This is a genomic window from Bacteriovorax sp. BSW11_IV, assembly GCF_000447755.1.
Taxonomy (GTDB): domain Bacteria; phylum Bdellovibrionota; class Bacteriovoracia; order Bacteriovoracales; family Bacteriovoracaceae; genus BSW11-IV.
Window position 1 is genome coordinate 1 of record NZ_AUNE01000054.1, and the last position, 15,210, is coordinate 15,210.

The 15,210-nt window shown below is 38.0% G+C and carries 15 protein-coding genes; 9 read left to right on the forward strand and 6 right to left on the reverse strand.

The annotated features are described in order from the left end of the window. Window positions 1–71: 71 nt before the first annotated feature. Window positions 72–1,115 carry a hypothetical protein gene (locus M899_RS15835; protein WP_021272509.1) on the forward strand — a complete coding sequence of 348 codons (1,044 nt, stop codon included), beginning with the start codon at window positions 72–74 and terminating at the stop codon, window positions 1,113–1,115. Here the strand turns inward: M899_RS15835 and M899_RS15840 are convergent. Then, window positions 1,112–1,840 carry a PilZ domain-containing protein gene (locus M899_RS15840; RefSeq protein ID WP_021272521.1) on the reverse strand — a complete coding sequence of 243 codons (729 nt, stop codon included), beginning with the start codon at window positions 1,838–1,840 and terminating at the stop codon, window positions 1,112–1,114. The genes M899_RS15835 and M899_RS15840 overlap by 4 nt on opposite strands. Window positions 1,841–2,026: 186 nt before the next feature. Here M899_RS15840 and pepN point away from each other — a divergent pair, with 186 nt between their 5' ends. Both pepN and M899_RS15850 read left to right on the forward strand, forming a co-directional pair. After that, entirely contained in the window at window positions 2,027–4,660 is a 2,634-nt protein-coding gene (gene pepN, locus M899_RS15845; RefSeq protein ID WP_021272496.1) for an aminopeptidase N, read from the forward strand. Between the two features lie 19 nt (window positions 4,661–4,679). Next, complete coding sequence (locus M899_RS15850) at window positions 4,680–5,180, forward strand: hypothetical protein (RefSeq protein WP_021272500.1); 501 nt, start codon at window positions 4,680–4,682, stop codon at window positions 5,178–5,180. A gap of 49 nt (window positions 5,181–5,229) precedes the next feature. Here M899_RS15850 and M899_RS15855 read toward each other — a convergent pair whose 3' ends face one another. Continuing rightward, window positions 5,230–5,649: a hypothetical protein gene (locus M899_RS15855; RefSeq protein WP_021272523.1), complete on the reverse strand. Its 420-nt coding sequence runs from the start codon at window positions 5,647–5,649 to the stop codon at window positions 5,230–5,232. A gap of 203 nt (window positions 5,650–5,852) precedes the next feature. On the opposite strand from M899_RS15855, the gene M899_RS15860 reads away from it, so the two are divergent. After that, the gene (locus M899_RS15860; RefSeq protein WP_021272503.1) at window positions 5,853–6,206 is read left to right on the forward strand and encodes a hypothetical protein; all 354 of its coding nucleotides are present in this window, start codon (window positions 5,853–5,855) and stop codon (window positions 6,204–6,206) included. A gap of 1 nt (window position 6,207) precedes the next feature. Here the strand turns inward: M899_RS15860 and M899_RS15865 are convergent, their stop codons facing one another. After that, the gene (locus M899_RS15865; protein ID WP_155897246.1) at window positions 6,208–6,963 is read right to left on the reverse strand and encodes an arylamine N-acetyltransferase; all 756 of its coding nucleotides are present in this window, start codon (window positions 6,961–6,963) and stop codon (window positions 6,208–6,210) included. 253 nt (window positions 6,964–7,216) lie between these two features. Here M899_RS15865 and M899_RS15870 point away from each other — a divergent pair, with 253 nt between their 5' ends. After that, window positions 7,217–7,897, forward strand: a complete 681-nt coding sequence (locus M899_RS15870; RefSeq protein ID WP_021272510.1) for a lipoprotein N-acyltransferase Lnb domain-containing protein — start codon at window positions 7,217–7,219, stop codon at window positions 7,895–7,897. A gap of 14 nt (window positions 7,898–7,911) precedes the next feature. Here the strand turns inward: M899_RS15870 and M899_RS15875 are convergent, their stop codons facing one another. The 3 genes from M899_RS15875 to fbaA all read right to left on the reverse strand — a co-directional run bounded on the left by M899_RS15875 (window position 7,912) and on the right by fbaA (window position 10,571). Continuing rightward, complete coding sequence (locus tag M899_RS15875; protein ID WP_021272507.1) at window positions 7,912–8,859, reverse strand: hypothetical protein; 948 nt, start codon at window positions 8,857–8,859, stop codon at window positions 7,912–7,914. Between the two features lie 63 nt (window positions 8,860–8,922). Next, window positions 8,923–9,477 (reverse strand): hypothetical protein, encoded by a 555-nt coding sequence (locus M899_RS15880; RefSeq protein WP_034729968.1) that lies wholly within the window; start codon window positions 9,475–9,477, stop codon window positions 8,923–8,925. 44 nt (window positions 9,478–9,521) lie between these two features. Further along, on the reverse strand, window positions 9,522–10,571 hold the full coding sequence (gene fbaA, locus M899_RS15885; RefSeq protein ID WP_369795343.1) for a class II fructose-bisphosphate aldolase: 1,050 nt from the start codon (window positions 10,569–10,571) through the stop codon (window positions 9,522–9,524). A 134-nt stretch (window positions 10,572–10,705) separates the two neighbouring features. Here fbaA and M899_RS15890 point away from each other — a divergent pair, with 134 nt between their 5' ends. From M899_RS15890 to M899_RS15905, 4 genes are all read left to right on the forward strand, one after another. Further along, window positions 10,706–11,347 carry a carbonic anhydrase gene (locus M899_RS15890; RefSeq protein WP_021272514.1) on the forward strand — a complete coding sequence of 214 codons (642 nt, stop codon included), beginning with the start codon at window positions 10,706–10,708 and terminating at the stop codon, window positions 11,345–11,347. Next, complete coding sequence (locus M899_RS15895) at window positions 11,348–12,208, forward strand: hypothetical protein (protein ID WP_021272508.1); 861 nt, start codon at window positions 11,348–11,350, stop codon at window positions 12,206–12,208. Window positions 12,209–12,344: 136 nt separating this feature from the next. Beyond that, window positions 12,345–13,493 carry a trypsin-like serine peptidase gene (locus tag M899_RS18070; RefSeq protein WP_021272511.1) on the forward strand — a complete coding sequence of 383 codons (1,149 nt, stop codon included), beginning with the start codon at window positions 12,345–12,347 and terminating at the stop codon, window positions 13,491–13,493. 119 nt (window positions 13,494–13,612) lie between these two features. Next, on the forward strand, window positions 13,613–15,136 hold the full coding sequence (locus tag M899_RS15905; RefSeq protein WP_034729971.1) for an FMN-binding glutamate synthase family protein: 1,524 nt from the start codon (window positions 13,613–13,615) through the stop codon (window positions 15,134–15,136). Window positions 15,137–15,210: the final 74 nt, after the last annotated feature.

Below are 15,210 nucleotides of genomic sequence, written 5' to 3' on the forward strand. Positions count from 1 at the left end.
TAGTCAATCAATTAAGTATGGTATGAAGTTTTTTTTTGCAAGCGGCCATAACGCTTTTAAGGATAGTTAACATGATTAAAAAGATTGGTCTGATCGTTTCTATATCGGCCATATTACTAGGGCTTGTAGGCCTAGTTGCACTCAATACAATGAATAAAAAAGATGAAAGTCCAGCACAAAAGAGTCAGGACGATGTGAATCGTGAACTTTATTTCAGCGACTTAGAGGCACTAAAAAATCCTGAGAACCATGAATTTTATGGGTCACTTTTTAGACTCTCGCAAAAAAGAGATCAGAAGGCCTTTGCATGGATTATTGATAAGGGCCTTAAATTAGAAGGTCAGCCCTTTGCACATGTTCTTGAACATCTTGGGTACTTCTATGATGAAAAGCAGGCGCGTGATGAATTTGATAAATTATGGGCCAGCAAGATCTCTAACGATGCCCGTATAGGATTAGCGAAATCTTTGGGTAAGATCGTTTCAAGTTGGACTGGTGCTCGCATAGAAAAAATTTATCCTGAAGTTGAAAAACAAAATAACGAAGCACTTCTTGTTCACTTGAATTCGGCCTTACACACAAGTGCCATGTCAGGAGAGAAAAAGGCCTTGGCCTTACAGCGACTTCTTTATTTAAGTGCCGGTAAGGAGCAGGCCTTGGCCTTAACTTATCTTGGCCGAATAATCCCTAATCATCCCGATGTTCTTGCCTCTATGGAGAGGTCAATATATCGAGTCAAAGACGGCGATTATCTTGATCGTGCCATTTTACATCTCGCAAAATATCACCCGAAGTGGATAGTCACTCAGGGGGAGAAGATTCGTTATTTAAAAAATGAAGTTGTGGCCCGCTCATATGTGCGAACACTTTTTATTTCTTGTCCTGAAAATCTTTTTGGAGAACTTCAAGAAATGTTAATCGCATTCCCTTCTTTGAAGACGGAGGTGATGACAACGTTATTATCTTTACCGAGAAAAGAAGCATTCGAATTTTTTACAAAAAATGAAGCGGCCTTCAATGGACTAAAAGATTTGCATGTGGCAAAAAGTCTTTTACAAAAAGGTGAAGTGAGCTCGAGTTGTATTCATTTAAATAAAGAGCAAGAAGCGAACTAAAGGTTCATTTTCTTTCTGATTTCTTCTGCACGCGCTTCAGAGTTGATCTCTTTAAAAAGTTCTTCTTCTGTGCGCTCAGGAAGATCAATAAAAGCGATCCCCAATTTCATTTCACCTGTTGGGTTTCCATCGCGGTGAAATTGTTCCCATTGTCCTACAATTTTTACGAAGGGAATATCAAACTGTGCCCTGTTAATTCGTAGGCGACAATCTTTATGAACACTATTTTTCGAGAAGAGATCTTTCTTATCAGTTTCAACCATTATACTCGTTCCACCTGCTGAAATATCCAGCGCATTGTAAACGATATCTGCAATTTTAAATTGAAGAGCAACATGGCGACCTGCCAGCAGGCGATAATTTGATCTTTTTTGACTTTTGTATACGTCGTTTAAAACGCGCAACTCATATTTTCCCGAACTATTTTTTTTAAGCGTCGAATAAGAGAATATATTAATTGTCTCAAAATTAATTTTGAAAAAAACTTCTTTGTACAGAAGATCTGTTCCTGCAAGCTTAGATAAAAAGCCACCTGTCGATTCAAGAATAATGGCCATATTTTTTTCATCGAAGGCCGAAATGCGATACTCCTCTACGTCGTCTTGGTTCTGACCTTTTTGCCATAGGCTCACTGTGCGTTCATCTTGTGGCGCACGCGAGAGGAAACTAACTGCTTCTTCTTTAGAGATCGTCGTAAAATAATGTTTTTTATTTGCGTCACTCACAGATCTTAGTCCCGTTTGTTCATAAACAATTTTAACACCTTAGCCTATTATCTTGCATAAGGGCCATTTACCGCAAGAGGCAGGAAAAATTGTTCTTAAACTTTCCACTGTTTTTCGCTATTTAGCTGACAAAAAGGGGGTATAAGAGTAGTATGCCACAAACGTATAAACAAGAAAGAGGCTGCCATGAAAGAAAGCACACCATCTACTATTCATTTAAAAGACTACACACCTGTAGATTATAAATTTGAAACTGTATACCTGACATTTGAACTCCATAATACGAACACACTTGTTCATTCTAAAATTGAAGTTGAACCTTTGAAAAAGGGGAGCGATTTAGTTTTAGATGGAGAAGAACTGAAACTTGAGTGGATTAAAGTGAATGGACAAGAGTTTACTTCTTTTGCTAAAAAAGACGACACACTTGTTCTATCAAATCTTCCAACGGAAAATTTCACACTAGAAATTCTTGTTGAGATTAACCCTGAGGCCAACAAGGCCCTTGATGGTCTTTACAAGTCTGGTGGTATTTTCTGTACACAAAACGAAGCGCAAGGTTTTAGAAGAATCACTTACTTCCAAGATAGACCTGACTCACTTTCAAAATTCACGACAAAAATGATCGCTGATAAAAAAGAATACCCTGTTCTTTTATCAAACGGTAACCCAATTGAATCAGGAGATCTAGCAGACGGAAAACACTTCGCTGTTTGGGAAGACCCCTTCTATAAGCCTTGTTACCTTTACGCACTTGTGGCGGGTGATCTTGCTCTTGTGCAAGACTCTTATACAACAGGCAGTGGCAGAAAGATTGATCTAAGAATCTACATTGATAAAGGTAATGAAGATAAATGTGATCACGCCATGGAGAGTTTGAAAAAATCAATGAAATGGGACGAAGACCGTTTTGGTCTTGAGTACGATCTTGATATTTACATGATCGTAGCTGTTGATTCATTCAACATGGGTGCCATGGAAAATAAAGGTCTGAATATTTTTAACTCGGCCTACGTTCTTGCCAACCAACAAACGGCAACTGATAAAGACTTCTACGGTATTGAATCAGTTATTGGTCACGAATACTTCCACAACTGGACAGGAAACCGTGTTACTTGTAGAGATTGGTTCCAACTAACTCTTAAAGAAGGTTTAACAGTTTATCGCGATCAAGAGTTTTCATCTGATATGAACTCAAGAGTTGTTGACCGTATTCAAGGAGTGCAAGCTCTTCGTTCTCGTCAATTCTCTGAAGACGCTGGACCAAACGCTCACCCAATTAAGCCAAAGTCATACATTGAAATTAATAATTTCTATACAGCGACTATTTATGAAAAAGGTGCTGAAGTTATTCGTATGTACGAAACACTTCTTGGCCGTGATGGTTTCAGAAAAGGTATGGACAAGTACTTTGAACTTCACGATGGTCAAGCTGTAACGACAGAAGACTTCCTAAATGCCATGAGCGTTGCTAATGGCAATTACGACTTCTCGCAATTTAAACTATGGTACGACCAAGCGGGAACACCAAAAGTTGTAGCGAAATATAATTATGATTCTTCTAAAAAAGAATTTTCAATTACGTTTACGCAATCAATCCCAGATACTCCAGGACAGACAAATAAACTTCCTATGCTTATTCCAATGAAGTTAGGTCTTCTCAATGCGAGTGGAAAAGATATGGCGCTAACTCTAGTTGATGCTTCATCTCAACCACAAATTGCAGAAGGGATTGTCCTATTAACAAAAAAAGAAGAGACATTTACTTTTAAAAATATTGATGTCCTACCAGTTGTTTCTCTTAACAGAAACTTCTCGGCACCAATCAATCTTGAAAGTGACAACTCAAAAGAAGATCTTGCTTTCTTAATGGCCCACGATAGTGATTCATTCAACCGCTATGAAGCAGCTCAAGAGTTTGCAACTCAAATGATGCTTGATCTTGTGGCCAAAGCTCAAAAAGCCGAGAAACTAAGTGTTGATCCACTTTTTGAAAAAGCTTATGGGAAAATTATCGAGGATAATTCAATTGATAATATGTTCAAGGCCCTTGCTCTAACTCTTCCTGGTCAAGGAACCCTTCACCAGCGTCAAGAAGTGATTGATTACAAAGCGACACACGCTGTATGTGAATTTGTACTTAATTCTCTGGCGAGCACTTATGAAAGAGAATTTGCTAAGATTTATTCAGATCTAGCAACAGAGAAGCCTTTTAGTGTTTCTGCTGCTGCTATGGGAGAGAGATCACTTAAAAATCTTGCTCTATCAATGCTTATGCAAATTGGAACAGAAGAAACTGTGGCCATGGCCGAAGGTCAATTCTACAACGCTACAAATATGACTGATGAAGCTAAGGCATTACAACTTCTCGTTCACAATGAAGCACAAGGTGCTGATAAGGCCGTGAAAAGCTTCTATGACAAGTGGTCTTCACAGACTCTTGTGTATCAAAAGCTTCTTGGTATTCTTGGTGGAAATCCAAGCGACTCAGTTTACGATAAAGTTCTTGAGATGGAACAAGATAAGCACTACGATAGAACAGTTCCAAATATTGTAAGAGCTCTTTATGGAAGTTTTGCTGCTAACTATACTCAATTCAATCACGAATCTGGTAGAGGATATAAACTTGTTGCTAATAAGATTTTAGAACTTGATAAGCAAAACCCACAAATTGCTTCACGTTTTGCGACACTTTTCAAAGACTACAAACGTCTTCCATCGAACCTTAAAGAGCTTGCGAAAGTTGAACTTACTCGCATCGTAGAAACTGAAGGTCTATCGAAGAACGTTTTTGAAATTGTTTCAAAAACACTAGCGTAGAAATTACAGGATAAAGATCATGAGTGAATTTGATAAAGAGGCCTTAGAAAAGAAAATCCACGATCAAAACCTTGAGCGCTTACGCGCAGAGGGCGGGCTTTCTTCTCTTATCATTTTCACTCTTGAAAACTTTGCCTTTCGCTACCTTGAAACGGACACGCACAAAGACATCTCTTGCCACGTCGAGGGTGACAATGTCTTTGTGGTTCGCTCATTCGAAGAAGATATTTTGAAGGCCTTGAAAACGCCCAATCAAAGCGTCAAGCAAGGCCTTATCTCTCTTTGCAAAAAGTATCCAGGGGCAGAAAGTAAAAAACTAAAAGTCTGCCAATCAATTACAGTGACAATTAAAAACGACTCCCACGTTTCATGCGTGGCCGAAATCAATTGGAACTATCCCGACTTCTCATCCGACGCTGAATACTCAATCTCCAAAAAAGAAGATATTCGCTTTGATGATCCTCTCTACCTAAGAAATAAACTGGCGCTCTACTTAGAGTCGGTTTGTGAAATTTTTTAGGTGCCACGTACCCTTAATTTTTCTTTAGGGAACATGGCACTTTTGAAATTTAGTTTGAGCAATCAATCGTAATTGATTTTGTCTTATTTCCCTTCGTGGCGACGATGAATTTTCTTTCTTGATTAATTTTGATTGAAATCTTTTTCTGAAAACTTGCATGACCAACAAAATTATTATCTGCATCGTTATATGTTGATTTAAGTGTTGCTTCTAGTGAACAGTCTGCGCTGTTGCACATTGTTTCGCCTTCAAACCAAAACATATATTTGTAACCGTCTTGAGATTTTAATTCTAAAACGTTAGTTGTTCCAATTTCTGTTGAACCATTTTCTGTTGTAGAAAATGCAAGGGCAATTTGCTCTTTATCGGAAAGAAAGTTTCTTTCAGTCACAATTTTTACGGCACAGTTGTAGTTTGCAAAGGCCGAAAGTGAAGAAAGAGCACAGATCATAAGTAAAAGATTTTTCATAATTTTTATCCTTGTTAGTTGTGTTTGTTGTAGAGGTATTTAATATGATTTTTCTTTTTCACTCTTTTAGATTTTCTTACTCGTTTGGGCCATTTATCAGAGGGATTGTGGCGAACCTGCCTCGCAATTATTACCATGAGTTAGATATATTTATGATCGCTTCCTTCTTCCCAAGGTATGAGAAAGGCACATAAGGAGGACTCATGAAGTCATTAATTTTCTTCGTTTTTTTGACTGTGGGGCATATAGTACAGGCGGGATTTATCCAAGAGGGTGTCTTTGTTGGTCAGCTTGAAAATGGTAAGAGTTGCCAAGTTAAAATCACCCATGAAGGAGAGTTCGCTTACGTGGGGCGCTCTGAGTTTCGTCTTACTATTCACTCCAAAGGCCCTTTTGTACAGTGTCTTGATTATGAAGGTGTAGAGTATGATGCCTGTGCTTCTGGCGAGCATACTAATGGTAAAAAAGAGAAGTCACTTTATATTCTAGGCTCCCATGAAAAAGGGATTGAGAAAGTGTATATTGATGGGGCAGAGCTCAGGACGTGTTCTTTTTAAATTATTTTTTTATAAATTTATTGATCGCATCCATACATTTGGAAGTAAGTCTCTTTTTTGGAATCCAAACACGGGGGTAATTGTTGATTTCAACAATTCTTCTAAACTCGATGTGCTCCTCGGCGACGGGGGCCATTTTACTTTTTTCTGTAATTCCTTTTTTACTCATAAGATCTTTTAAGCGATATCCGTTAAAACCAACATAGTAGGTATCAACAACCCATTCTTCGCCTTTGTATTTGACGACATTAAAAGCGTGATCTTCTTCAAAATCATAATCATAGTAATTACTCTTTCTATGAATGGTGGCATACATGTGAGTATTTTCTATTCCTGCTTCTTTTAAAAGAATATGAGCAAGAAGTGCGTATTCTCGACAAACGCCGGCCGAGCAATAGAGGTATTCACTAAAAGGTACATTGCCATCTTTTTTCAAATATTTTTTTGATACACTCTTGTGATTCTTATCATCGTATTCACGTCCGATGAGGGCCGAATCCGCTATAATATTGGTGATCTCATCTATTTTGTCCCAAAAAGAGAGATTTCTCATCTTCCCAAGTTCTTTGGCCTTCTCTCTATATGTTTTGACGATGGGGTCTTCGAGATCCATATAGTAATCTGGCTGTGCACCACCGTGAGTTGAAGAGCCTTCTACGTAACTTCCATTAGGAATATCGTCAATTTTTCCACCATTTATAATTTTATAATTTTGCGGATCGTTCGGGGACGCAGGTGAGCGTACGGTTCCATCCATTGAAGTAGTGGCAAAAAAAGTAAAGATGAATAGGATATTTAAAATAAACTTATACAATAGAAGTCATCTCTTTGTTGTCGTCTAACTATCTAAGAAATTGGAGCAATATTTAGGCCAACAATTTGGCCTTTTTTGGTTCATAAATATTTGATATTGAATTGCCGTTTTCTAGGGAGCTGTCGATTTTTTAGTCAGATTGATATTTTTTATTATGAGGGCCTTCATTATTTAGCTGCCATGAGATAAGGGGGAGATGAAGTGGTCAATACTTTTCCTCTTATTTGTTTTCTCCCTTTGGCAAAACTGTGCTTATGCTAAAAACGAACGTTTTACTGGGCTTTATTTTACCATTGTGAATTCGGGAAGTGGTGGTTCAATTCTCGGTCATACATTTCTAACTTTCTGTCCAGATCAAATTAAGCTCGATTTAAGTCAGTGTCATGCTATTGAGTACAACTTAGATATTAATCTAGGCGAAAAATTTAAAAAACTTATAAATGCTAGTTTTATAGAAAAAATTGAAATGTTCAGTTCTGCTTTTTTTCGTGTCTATGAATTTGATAATGCCAAAGAACATACTCAGAAATATCTTGATAGAGATCAGTCCGTTGAATTTTATCGTTACAGAGGATCATCAGATGAGGTTCAGGCGATTCATGGAGATATTCAAACGGATATGTGGGATCGTGATCTCAAAGGTTATAGAGACTATGATATTTTAGATAATAACTGTGTCACTAAAGTCGTGGATGTCATTAACACACACTCCTTGAAGAGCATTGAAAAAGAAAGTGATGATCTTTTTGATATTGAAAATCTTGTCTATCGTTTTCCAATCTTTGTTAAACAACGCATTCGAAAGAGTGGGATGTTCGATTCTATGTTTTATCTTTCAAAAAATGAGTGGTACTCACAGAAAATTCTTTTTGAATAACCACTCAGATAAAATTAACGAATATCAGTTCTAAATTTAGGATGATTGAAATGGAGTCTGTGGTCACAGTTTTCACTGGCCATATCTTTTGTAAATTTAATTTGACCAATTTTTTTAAAGTTCTGTGGCTGATCCCAGGCCTTTTCTAAATCACCAGCAACTTCGATATTGAATGTCATTACGCCGTTTTCTTCGATATTTTTTGTAAATTCATCTCTAAAGTCTAAGGCCCATAATTTTTTTGATTCTGGTGCAGCTCTTAGTCTCATCCACATTGGAGTTCTTACAGTTGATTCACTCTTCTCTCCAAGAGAAGATATTTGCCACAATTGTCTGATATTTGGATTTTCATCGGCCTTATTGAAAACTTTAGCAACAAAGGCGGCCATTCTGATGAGAAACACTGAGCTTAAGCTAAGTGATACTTCTGGTTCATTTGTAAGTGCCGTTTTTGAAAATTGATTAACTTTTGTTCCACCCAAGTCGTCGATAGTAAAAAAGTTTGCAGTTCTCAGATTTTCAGCGTGATAAAAATCTCTTGTTGGATAAAGTTTTCCAGCTAGACCTAAACTTCTTTTTTCTCCTGCTTCTGTATGAGTAAGAGCACTTGAAGCACGACCAATAATGATTGCATTTGCACCCTTTTTAAAATAACCAGAGTAGAGAGTCTCTTCTGTAATTTCCCATGTACCAAGTAGGCATACACCACTGGCGTGTACTAATTTTTCAAAATAGGGAAGGATATCACTCTTATCGCTAATTGTTCTTGAAGCTGATTGGGCCAATTTGTTTTTACCCCATCTCGTAAGGCGCTTCATATTGATCTGTTCTTTTGGAAGATTTTGATATGGATTTTCTTCAATCAATGTCCAAACATCTTCTACTCTAGAGCCTTCATATTCGGTCTTTATTGCAGCGTGAGTCGTACTTATTAAAATAAGAATAGAAAGAATAAGTTTCATTGATTGTCCCATGTTTATGAATGGAGCAAACATAGTCCTATACTTGCTTGGTAGTCAATGAATCTATTTTTTTTGTTGTAACTTTTTTATTTCGGCCATGGTTTGTTGATTGTAAGTGTTTACTCTCAGTGAACTATAGGCCGCTTCTTTTACGACTACTTGGTCATATTCTTTGAGCGTTGCTCCTGTTATCCCATCAACCATCTCTGTTGGGTAACCAACCTTTTTAAATTCTTTCGGATTCATTAATAGGATAAGTTCTAGCTTTTGATAATCTTCGTTAGTGAAGGGGGCATGATTTTTTTTCGTTAGGCCATCGCGGCTGAGGAGTTTTTTGAACTGTACATTCTTGTCATAGAAAAGGGTGAAGATAACGGGTAGACAAGCACTATTACAACCTGTTGTTGTATTTACTTCACGGATGTAGCCTAGCAGATTATTTTTAGCGTCAAAGGCCTCGAGAATCTCAGTATTAGTAGGCTCATCGCTTATTGGATCAGCAACTTTGTGTGACTTTGTTGAATTTAGATTTGGAAACACTTTTTTATAAAAATCAATTTTTGCATCCGCCCAAGTGCTTACTGAAAAAAAGAGGGTTATAACTAAGAGTTTATTCATCATGTAATTCCAGAATAAAAAAGGCCACTTACGTGGCCTTCGTATTAAAGTAAAATAGATTTACCAGTCGATTTTAGATCGTCACAGGCCACTTTAATTCTATCGCACATTGAATTTTCTGCAACCTTCATCCATGCTCTTGGATCGTAGAATTTTTTATTTCCTACTTCGCCTTCAACTTTTAGAACTTGATCGTAGTTTTTAAGCATATAATCAACAACTGCTCTCGTATAAGCATATTGAGTATCTGTATCGATATTCATTTTAATAACACCGTAACCAAGAGTTTCGTGAATTTCAGAAAGCTCTGAGCCTGAACCACCGTGGAAAACTAACCAATGTCTAGCTTCATCACCGAATTCTTTTACAACAGCGTCTTGTCCTTGCTTTAAAATCTCTGGACGAAGCTTAACGTTACCTGGCTTGTAAACGCCGTGAACGTTTCCAAAAGTGGCCGCGTACATAAACTTACCAATTGGACGAAGAGCTTTTGCAATAGCAACCATCTCTTCTGGAGAAGTATAAAGTTTATCAGCTGGTGTGCCTTCATTATTAACTCCATCTTCTTCGCCACCAACAACACCTGTTTCGATTTCAAGAATGATTTCGTTTTTTGCACAACGAGTAAGAAGCTCTTTAGATACTCTGATATTTTCTTCAAGTGGAAGTTCAGATCCATCAAACATATGTGAGTTGAAAAGATTTGGAAGCCCCTTAGCTCTTCTTTTTTCTGTTTCTTCAATTAGGGGAACCATGAATTTTTCAACTTTATCAGGGTGACAGTGGTCAGTGTGAAGAGCGATACACACATTGTATTTCTTTGCCATTGTGTGAACGTGCTCAGCAATTGAAATGGCCCCAAGTGCCATATCCTTAATATTTGAACCTGAAGCGAATTCTCCACCACCAGTAGAGACTTGGATAATTCCATCTGACTTCATTTCAGCAAAGGCCTTAAGGGCAGCATTGGCCGTAGAAGTTGAAGTAACGTTGATAGCAGGATAGGCGTATCCTTCTTTGTTCGCTTTTTCTAGCATTTGACAGTACTGCTCATAAGTAGCTACAGGCATGGAAATCTCCTTAAAAGTTTCAATTGCGACTATTAAACAATACTTTGACTAAAGTGACAAAGGTGCGCAGTGCAGAAAATGTCGGATTTTCGCTCAATAAAAACTTGTCCATGGAAGCAAACTGGGCAATATTATGCTCTAAATAAAAGGGGATAACTATGGATAAGCTTTTTAAAGGCATCATGCAGTTTAGGAAAGAGGATTATCAAAAACACAAAGATCTTTTTGAGAAACTTGGCAGGGCGCAACACCCGCATACACTTTTTATTGGTTGTTCAGACTCACGCGTCTCGCCATCACTTATTACCAATACTGACCCAGGTGAACTTTTTATCGTAAGAAACGTGGCCAATATTGTGCCACCATATAGAAAGACAGAAGAATACGTTTCAACGACAGCGGCCATTGAATACGCTGTAAAAGTTCTAAAAGTTGAAAATATTGTTGTTTGTGGTCACTCAAATTGTGGAGGTTGTGCGGCCCTTCATATGACTGCTGAACAACTTGTGGACATTCCACACGTTCGCCGCTGGTTAGAAGTTTCAAAAGAAGTTAAAGGTCGTGTCGATAGACTTTTGACAAATCCAGATGACCTTCACGAAAGAGAATGGCTGACTGAACAAGTGAATATTCTTGTTCAAATGAGAAACCTTCTGACTTTTCCTTATATCAAAGAAAGATATGAAGAGGGCACTCTGAAAATCTTTGGTTGGCACTATATTATTGAGACAGGTGAAGTTTATAACTTTAGCGATGAAAAAGGTGAGTTTGAGCCTATCGCCGCTGCAAAGGTAAAATAATTGCAAGACTTCGATCTTGAAAGTGCTATTTCAAAATGGGAGAGTGGAAAAATTAGTGATGCACTAATGGCCACTCTCTACGCATTTACTTTGTCATCTATCAAATTTCAGGGTGATTTCCTTCAAAGGAAAAGTTCAAAATCTAAAATCATTGATATCAATTCATATGATTATTCAGAGTCTTTTTTTATCGATGTTTTAGAAAATTATAAATTGAAAAAAACCAAGCCTTATGTTGATGAAGTTCTTCTTCAGTGGCTTAAAGGTAAGTGGCAAGCAAAGTTAATTACCTATATCCCAACTCCAAAAGAAGTCTTGTATTGGCAAACATTGGGCCTAAGACCTGTGACTATGCTTATTTCAAGCAAACGTTTTTTTAAGCCAGTTCTTCACAAAGAAGACACTCTAACTTTTCTTACTCATGACCTCGAACACGCCTATAAAATGAATCATGATGAAGAGCAAAAGAAGATGCAGGTGAATTTCTTTAAAAGAATTCACTCATTAGTTGAGTGGAGTGGCTTTAACGATCTCATGGGAGATTATCTTGAAGAAGAACAATTTAAAAAAGACTTTGATTATCTTTTAAGTGATATGAACACTCATCCATTTCATTCCCTCAAGTTTTTCAAAGGATTTTTGCTTTCATATTTTTTAAGACGTTCTCAGTCTTCTACTTTAAATTCTTTGGACGAGAGCGAATATGAAGAACTCTCTCATCAAATAGGACAGAGGCTATTCTTTTCAAATGAAGAAAAAGAGGCCTTTAATCTCTTGAATTCTCACAATTTTGATAATCAAAAAATGCCACTACTTCTTACTAAGAGTTTTCAAAGTAGTGTCACAATGTCTCTAGAATAGCTCCTATTCAGCGTTTTACCAGTTAGAAAATGTCATTAAAAAAAGGGTTCCAAGAGGGAAGCTCTTTACTATTCTATTTAATGATCATGGGTTTATCCCAAAAACCGGGAACATCTATTGGAAGGAGTCCAAAGACATGATTAGAAATTTAGTGCCTCTGTTATTTTTAGTTCTCTTAGTCCTCTCTTCGTCTTGCGGAAAAAATGCGAATAATTTTTCTGACAAGTTTATGAGTTCACAGATCATTGTCGGTGAACTTGATTGGCAAGAAATCACTGTGCTTGCAAGTTCTTCACCTATTAGATTGAATGGTCATGCAGTTGCGACAATTGATCTTCCTGTTATGGGTTCTCGATGTACAGGTTTTATGGTCAGTGATGATATCCTTATGACTAATCAACACTGTATTCCAAGTGCTAGCTATGCAAAAGGTGTGACGGCCCGTTTTAAACATGAAAAAGATGTCACTAAATTAGAGCAAAAAGTCTATGATTGTTCTACTTTTATTGGTAACGATGAAACTCTAGATTACGCTCTTTTAAAATGTGCAGGCAATCCTGGGACAGTACATGGAAAGGTGAGACTTGCTACAGAAGAATTCTCTCTAAGTGATGCCCTTTATATTGTTCAACAAAACTGTGATTACTACACGGACAGATACTGTGATCCTACTAAGAAGTTTTCACGAGGTATTGTAAAGGATATCGCTTCCGAATACACACATAACGCCGATACTCTTGGCGGCTCATCTGGGTCTCCTGTTTTTTCTGAAGATGATCACATGGTCTATGCTATTCACCATGCGGGTTACGGGAACGATGGCCGTGGTCGCGGATATGAAAACTATGCAGTTCCCATGCACAAAATTGTTCAAAATATTGAGGCGCGATTTCCTGATGTTGAATTAAATATTGGAGGGGTCACAGATTCGCCAGACACTCCTGAACCACCAACAGAGGAAGAAGAAAACACCTCTGCTTCTCAGGCAAAAGTTCTTGTGAGTGGAGTTGCTGTTGCCCAGGCGTTACTTGAGGCCAAGGAAGTTCGCTACTATAAAATGGCAGTGACACAATCAAAAGTTGTTAGTGTGCAATTGAACTTCACTCATCGTCTTGGAGATCTTGACCTTTATGTTTCAGATTCTTCTGGTCGAGTTATCGCTAAGTCATTAGGTGTTACTAATACTGAAAAAGTAACAAAATACTTGGCCTCAGGTGTTTATACAATTTCTGTTGTTGGTTACAGAGATGCCCATACAGCATTTACTCTAAAGTCAAGCTTCTAATAGAAAAGCTCTCTTCAAAGGGAGCTTTTTTGTCTCTTAATTATTTCTTTTGACTATTCATCTATACTTAAATATTTTCCCGCCGAAAAGACTATATAACTTTATCAAAGAGGGAATTTATGCGCCGTCAGTTTCTAACTGCTTCACTAATAATTTTTATGGTTCAATTTGGACTATTATTTGTGACTCAGAGTATGAACTGGCTGTTCTTCATTACAGTCCCTCTCTTTATCCTTGGTGTGTATGATATGTTCCAACATCATCACACTATTATTGCCAATTATCCTATTGGCGGAAGACTTCGTTATGTGATGGAAGTACTGAGGCCGAAAATTTATCAATACTTCATTGAATCTGATACCGATGGGACGCCAATCAGTCGTATCTATCGCTCAGTTGTTTATCAACGAGCGAAGGACACTCTTTCGACTACGCCATTTGGAACACAACTTGATGTTTACGAAACTGGATATGAGTGGATTAATCATTCAATGAATCCTCTAAATCCAGAAGAGGCCCACGACATTAATTTAAGAATTAATGTCGGAGGAGAAAATTGTAAGAAACCTTACTCGCTAAGTGTTTTCAATATTTCGGCCATGAGTTTTGGTGCACTATCCAGTAATGCGATTATGGCCCTAAACCGTGGTGCGAAGCTTGGTGGCTTTGCCCACAACACTGGTGAGGGAAGTATTAGTGAATACCATCTTCGTTATGGTGGAGATATTATTTGGCAAATTGGGACGGGCTACTTTGGCTGTCGCGCTGATGATGGTGGTTTTGATGCCGATAAATTCAAAGAACGCGCACATCTAGAAAGTGTTAAGATGATCGAAATCAAGCTCTCACAAGGTGCAAAGCCTGGGCATGGTGGAATTTTACCGGCCTCAAAAAATACACAAGAAATAGCGAAGGCCCGTGGGGTGAAGCCCCATACAGAAGTCGATTCTCCTCCAAGACACAGGGCCTTTAAAGGGCTAGATGGTCTTCTTGATTTTATTGTTAAGCTTCGTGAACTTTCAGGTGGAAAACCTGTCGGGATCAAATTGTGCGTCGGTATTCCTGAGGAATTTGAAGAGCTTTGTAAGCTTATGAACGAAAAAAATATTGTTCCAGACTTTATCACTATTGATGGAGGAGAAGGGGGAACAGGGGCCGCGCCGATTGAATTTTCAAACTCAATCGGGATGAGTTTGCGCGATGGACTAATTATCGCGACAGATTTGTTGCGTGAATATGGTCTAAGAGACAAGGTTAAGATTTTGGCCTCTGGAAAAATTTTAACTGGGTTTGATATTATTCGTTGTATCTCGTTAGGAGCTGATGCTTGCTATAGTGCTCGCGGTATGATGCTGGCCCTAGGTTGTATTCAGGCCTTGGAGTGTAACAAAAATACTTGTCCAACTGGAGTGGCCACCCAAGATAAAGGCCTAGTTCGTGGGCTAGTTGTCGAAGATAAGTATGTTCGTGTCGCAAACTACCACAGAAAAACTGTTGAGTCGGTGACAGAGATTCTTGGTGCAGTTGGTCTTCACCATACAAAAGAGCTTAATCGCAACCATGTATGGCGTCGTGTGTCTCCAACAATTGCAAGGACTTATGAACAACTTTTCCCAACAAAAGTTATGGGTTCTAAACTTTAAATTTATAGCTAATTTTCGCCAAAGTATTTCGGTGCGAAAGGTCCTGTAAGTGTTTACGAGCGGGGCCTTCTATG

What these genes read in the sequence shown, in the direction of transcription:
- M899_RS15905 (WP_034729971.1), top strand. Translation starts at nt 13,613, where the DNA reads ATGCGCCGTCAGTTTCTAACTGCTTCACTAATAATTTTTATGGTTCAA.
- M899_RS18070 (WP_021272511.1), top strand. Translation starts at nt 12,345, where the DNA reads ATGATTAGAAATTTAGTGCCTCTGTTATTTTTAGTTCTCTTAGTCCTC.
- M899_RS15855 (WP_021272523.1), bottom strand. Translation starts at nt 5,649, where the DNA reads ATGAAAAATCTTTTACTTATGATCTGTGCTCTTTCTTCACTTTCGGCC.
- M899_RS15875 (WP_021272507.1), bottom strand. Translation starts at nt 8,859, where the DNA reads ATGAAACTTATTCTTTCTATTCTTATTTTAATAAGTACGACTCACGCT.
- M899_RS15835 (WP_021272509.1), top strand. Translation starts at nt 72, where the DNA reads ATGATTAAAAAGATTGGTCTGATCGTTTCTATATCGGCCATATTACTA.
- M899_RS15850 (WP_021272500.1), top strand. Translation starts at nt 4,680, where the DNA reads ATGAGTGAATTTGATAAAGAGGCCTTAGAAAAGAAAATCCACGATCAA.
- M899_RS15860 (WP_021272503.1), top strand. Translation starts at nt 5,853, where the DNA reads ATGAAGTCATTAATTTTCTTCGTTTTTTTGACTGTGGGGCATATAGTA.
- M899_RS15890 (WP_021272514.1), top strand. Translation starts at nt 10,706, where the DNA reads ATGGATAAGCTTTTTAAAGGCATCATGCAGTTTAGGAAAGAGGATTAT.
- M899_RS15865 (WP_155897246.1), bottom strand. Translation starts at nt 6,963, where the DNA reads ATGGATGGAACCGTACGCTCACCTGCGTCCCCGAACGATCCGCAAAAT.
- M899_RS15870 (WP_021272510.1), top strand. Translation starts at nt 7,217, where the DNA reads ATGAAGTGGTCAATACTTTTCCTCTTATTTGTTTTCTCCCTTTGGCAA.
- pepN (WP_021272496.1), top strand. Translation starts at nt 2,027, where the DNA reads ATGAAAGAAAGCACACCATCTACTATTCATTTAAAAGACTACACACCT.
- M899_RS15880 (WP_034729968.1), bottom strand. Translation starts at nt 9,477, where the DNA reads ATGAATAAACTCTTAGTTATAACCCTCTTTTTTTCAGTAAGCACTTGG.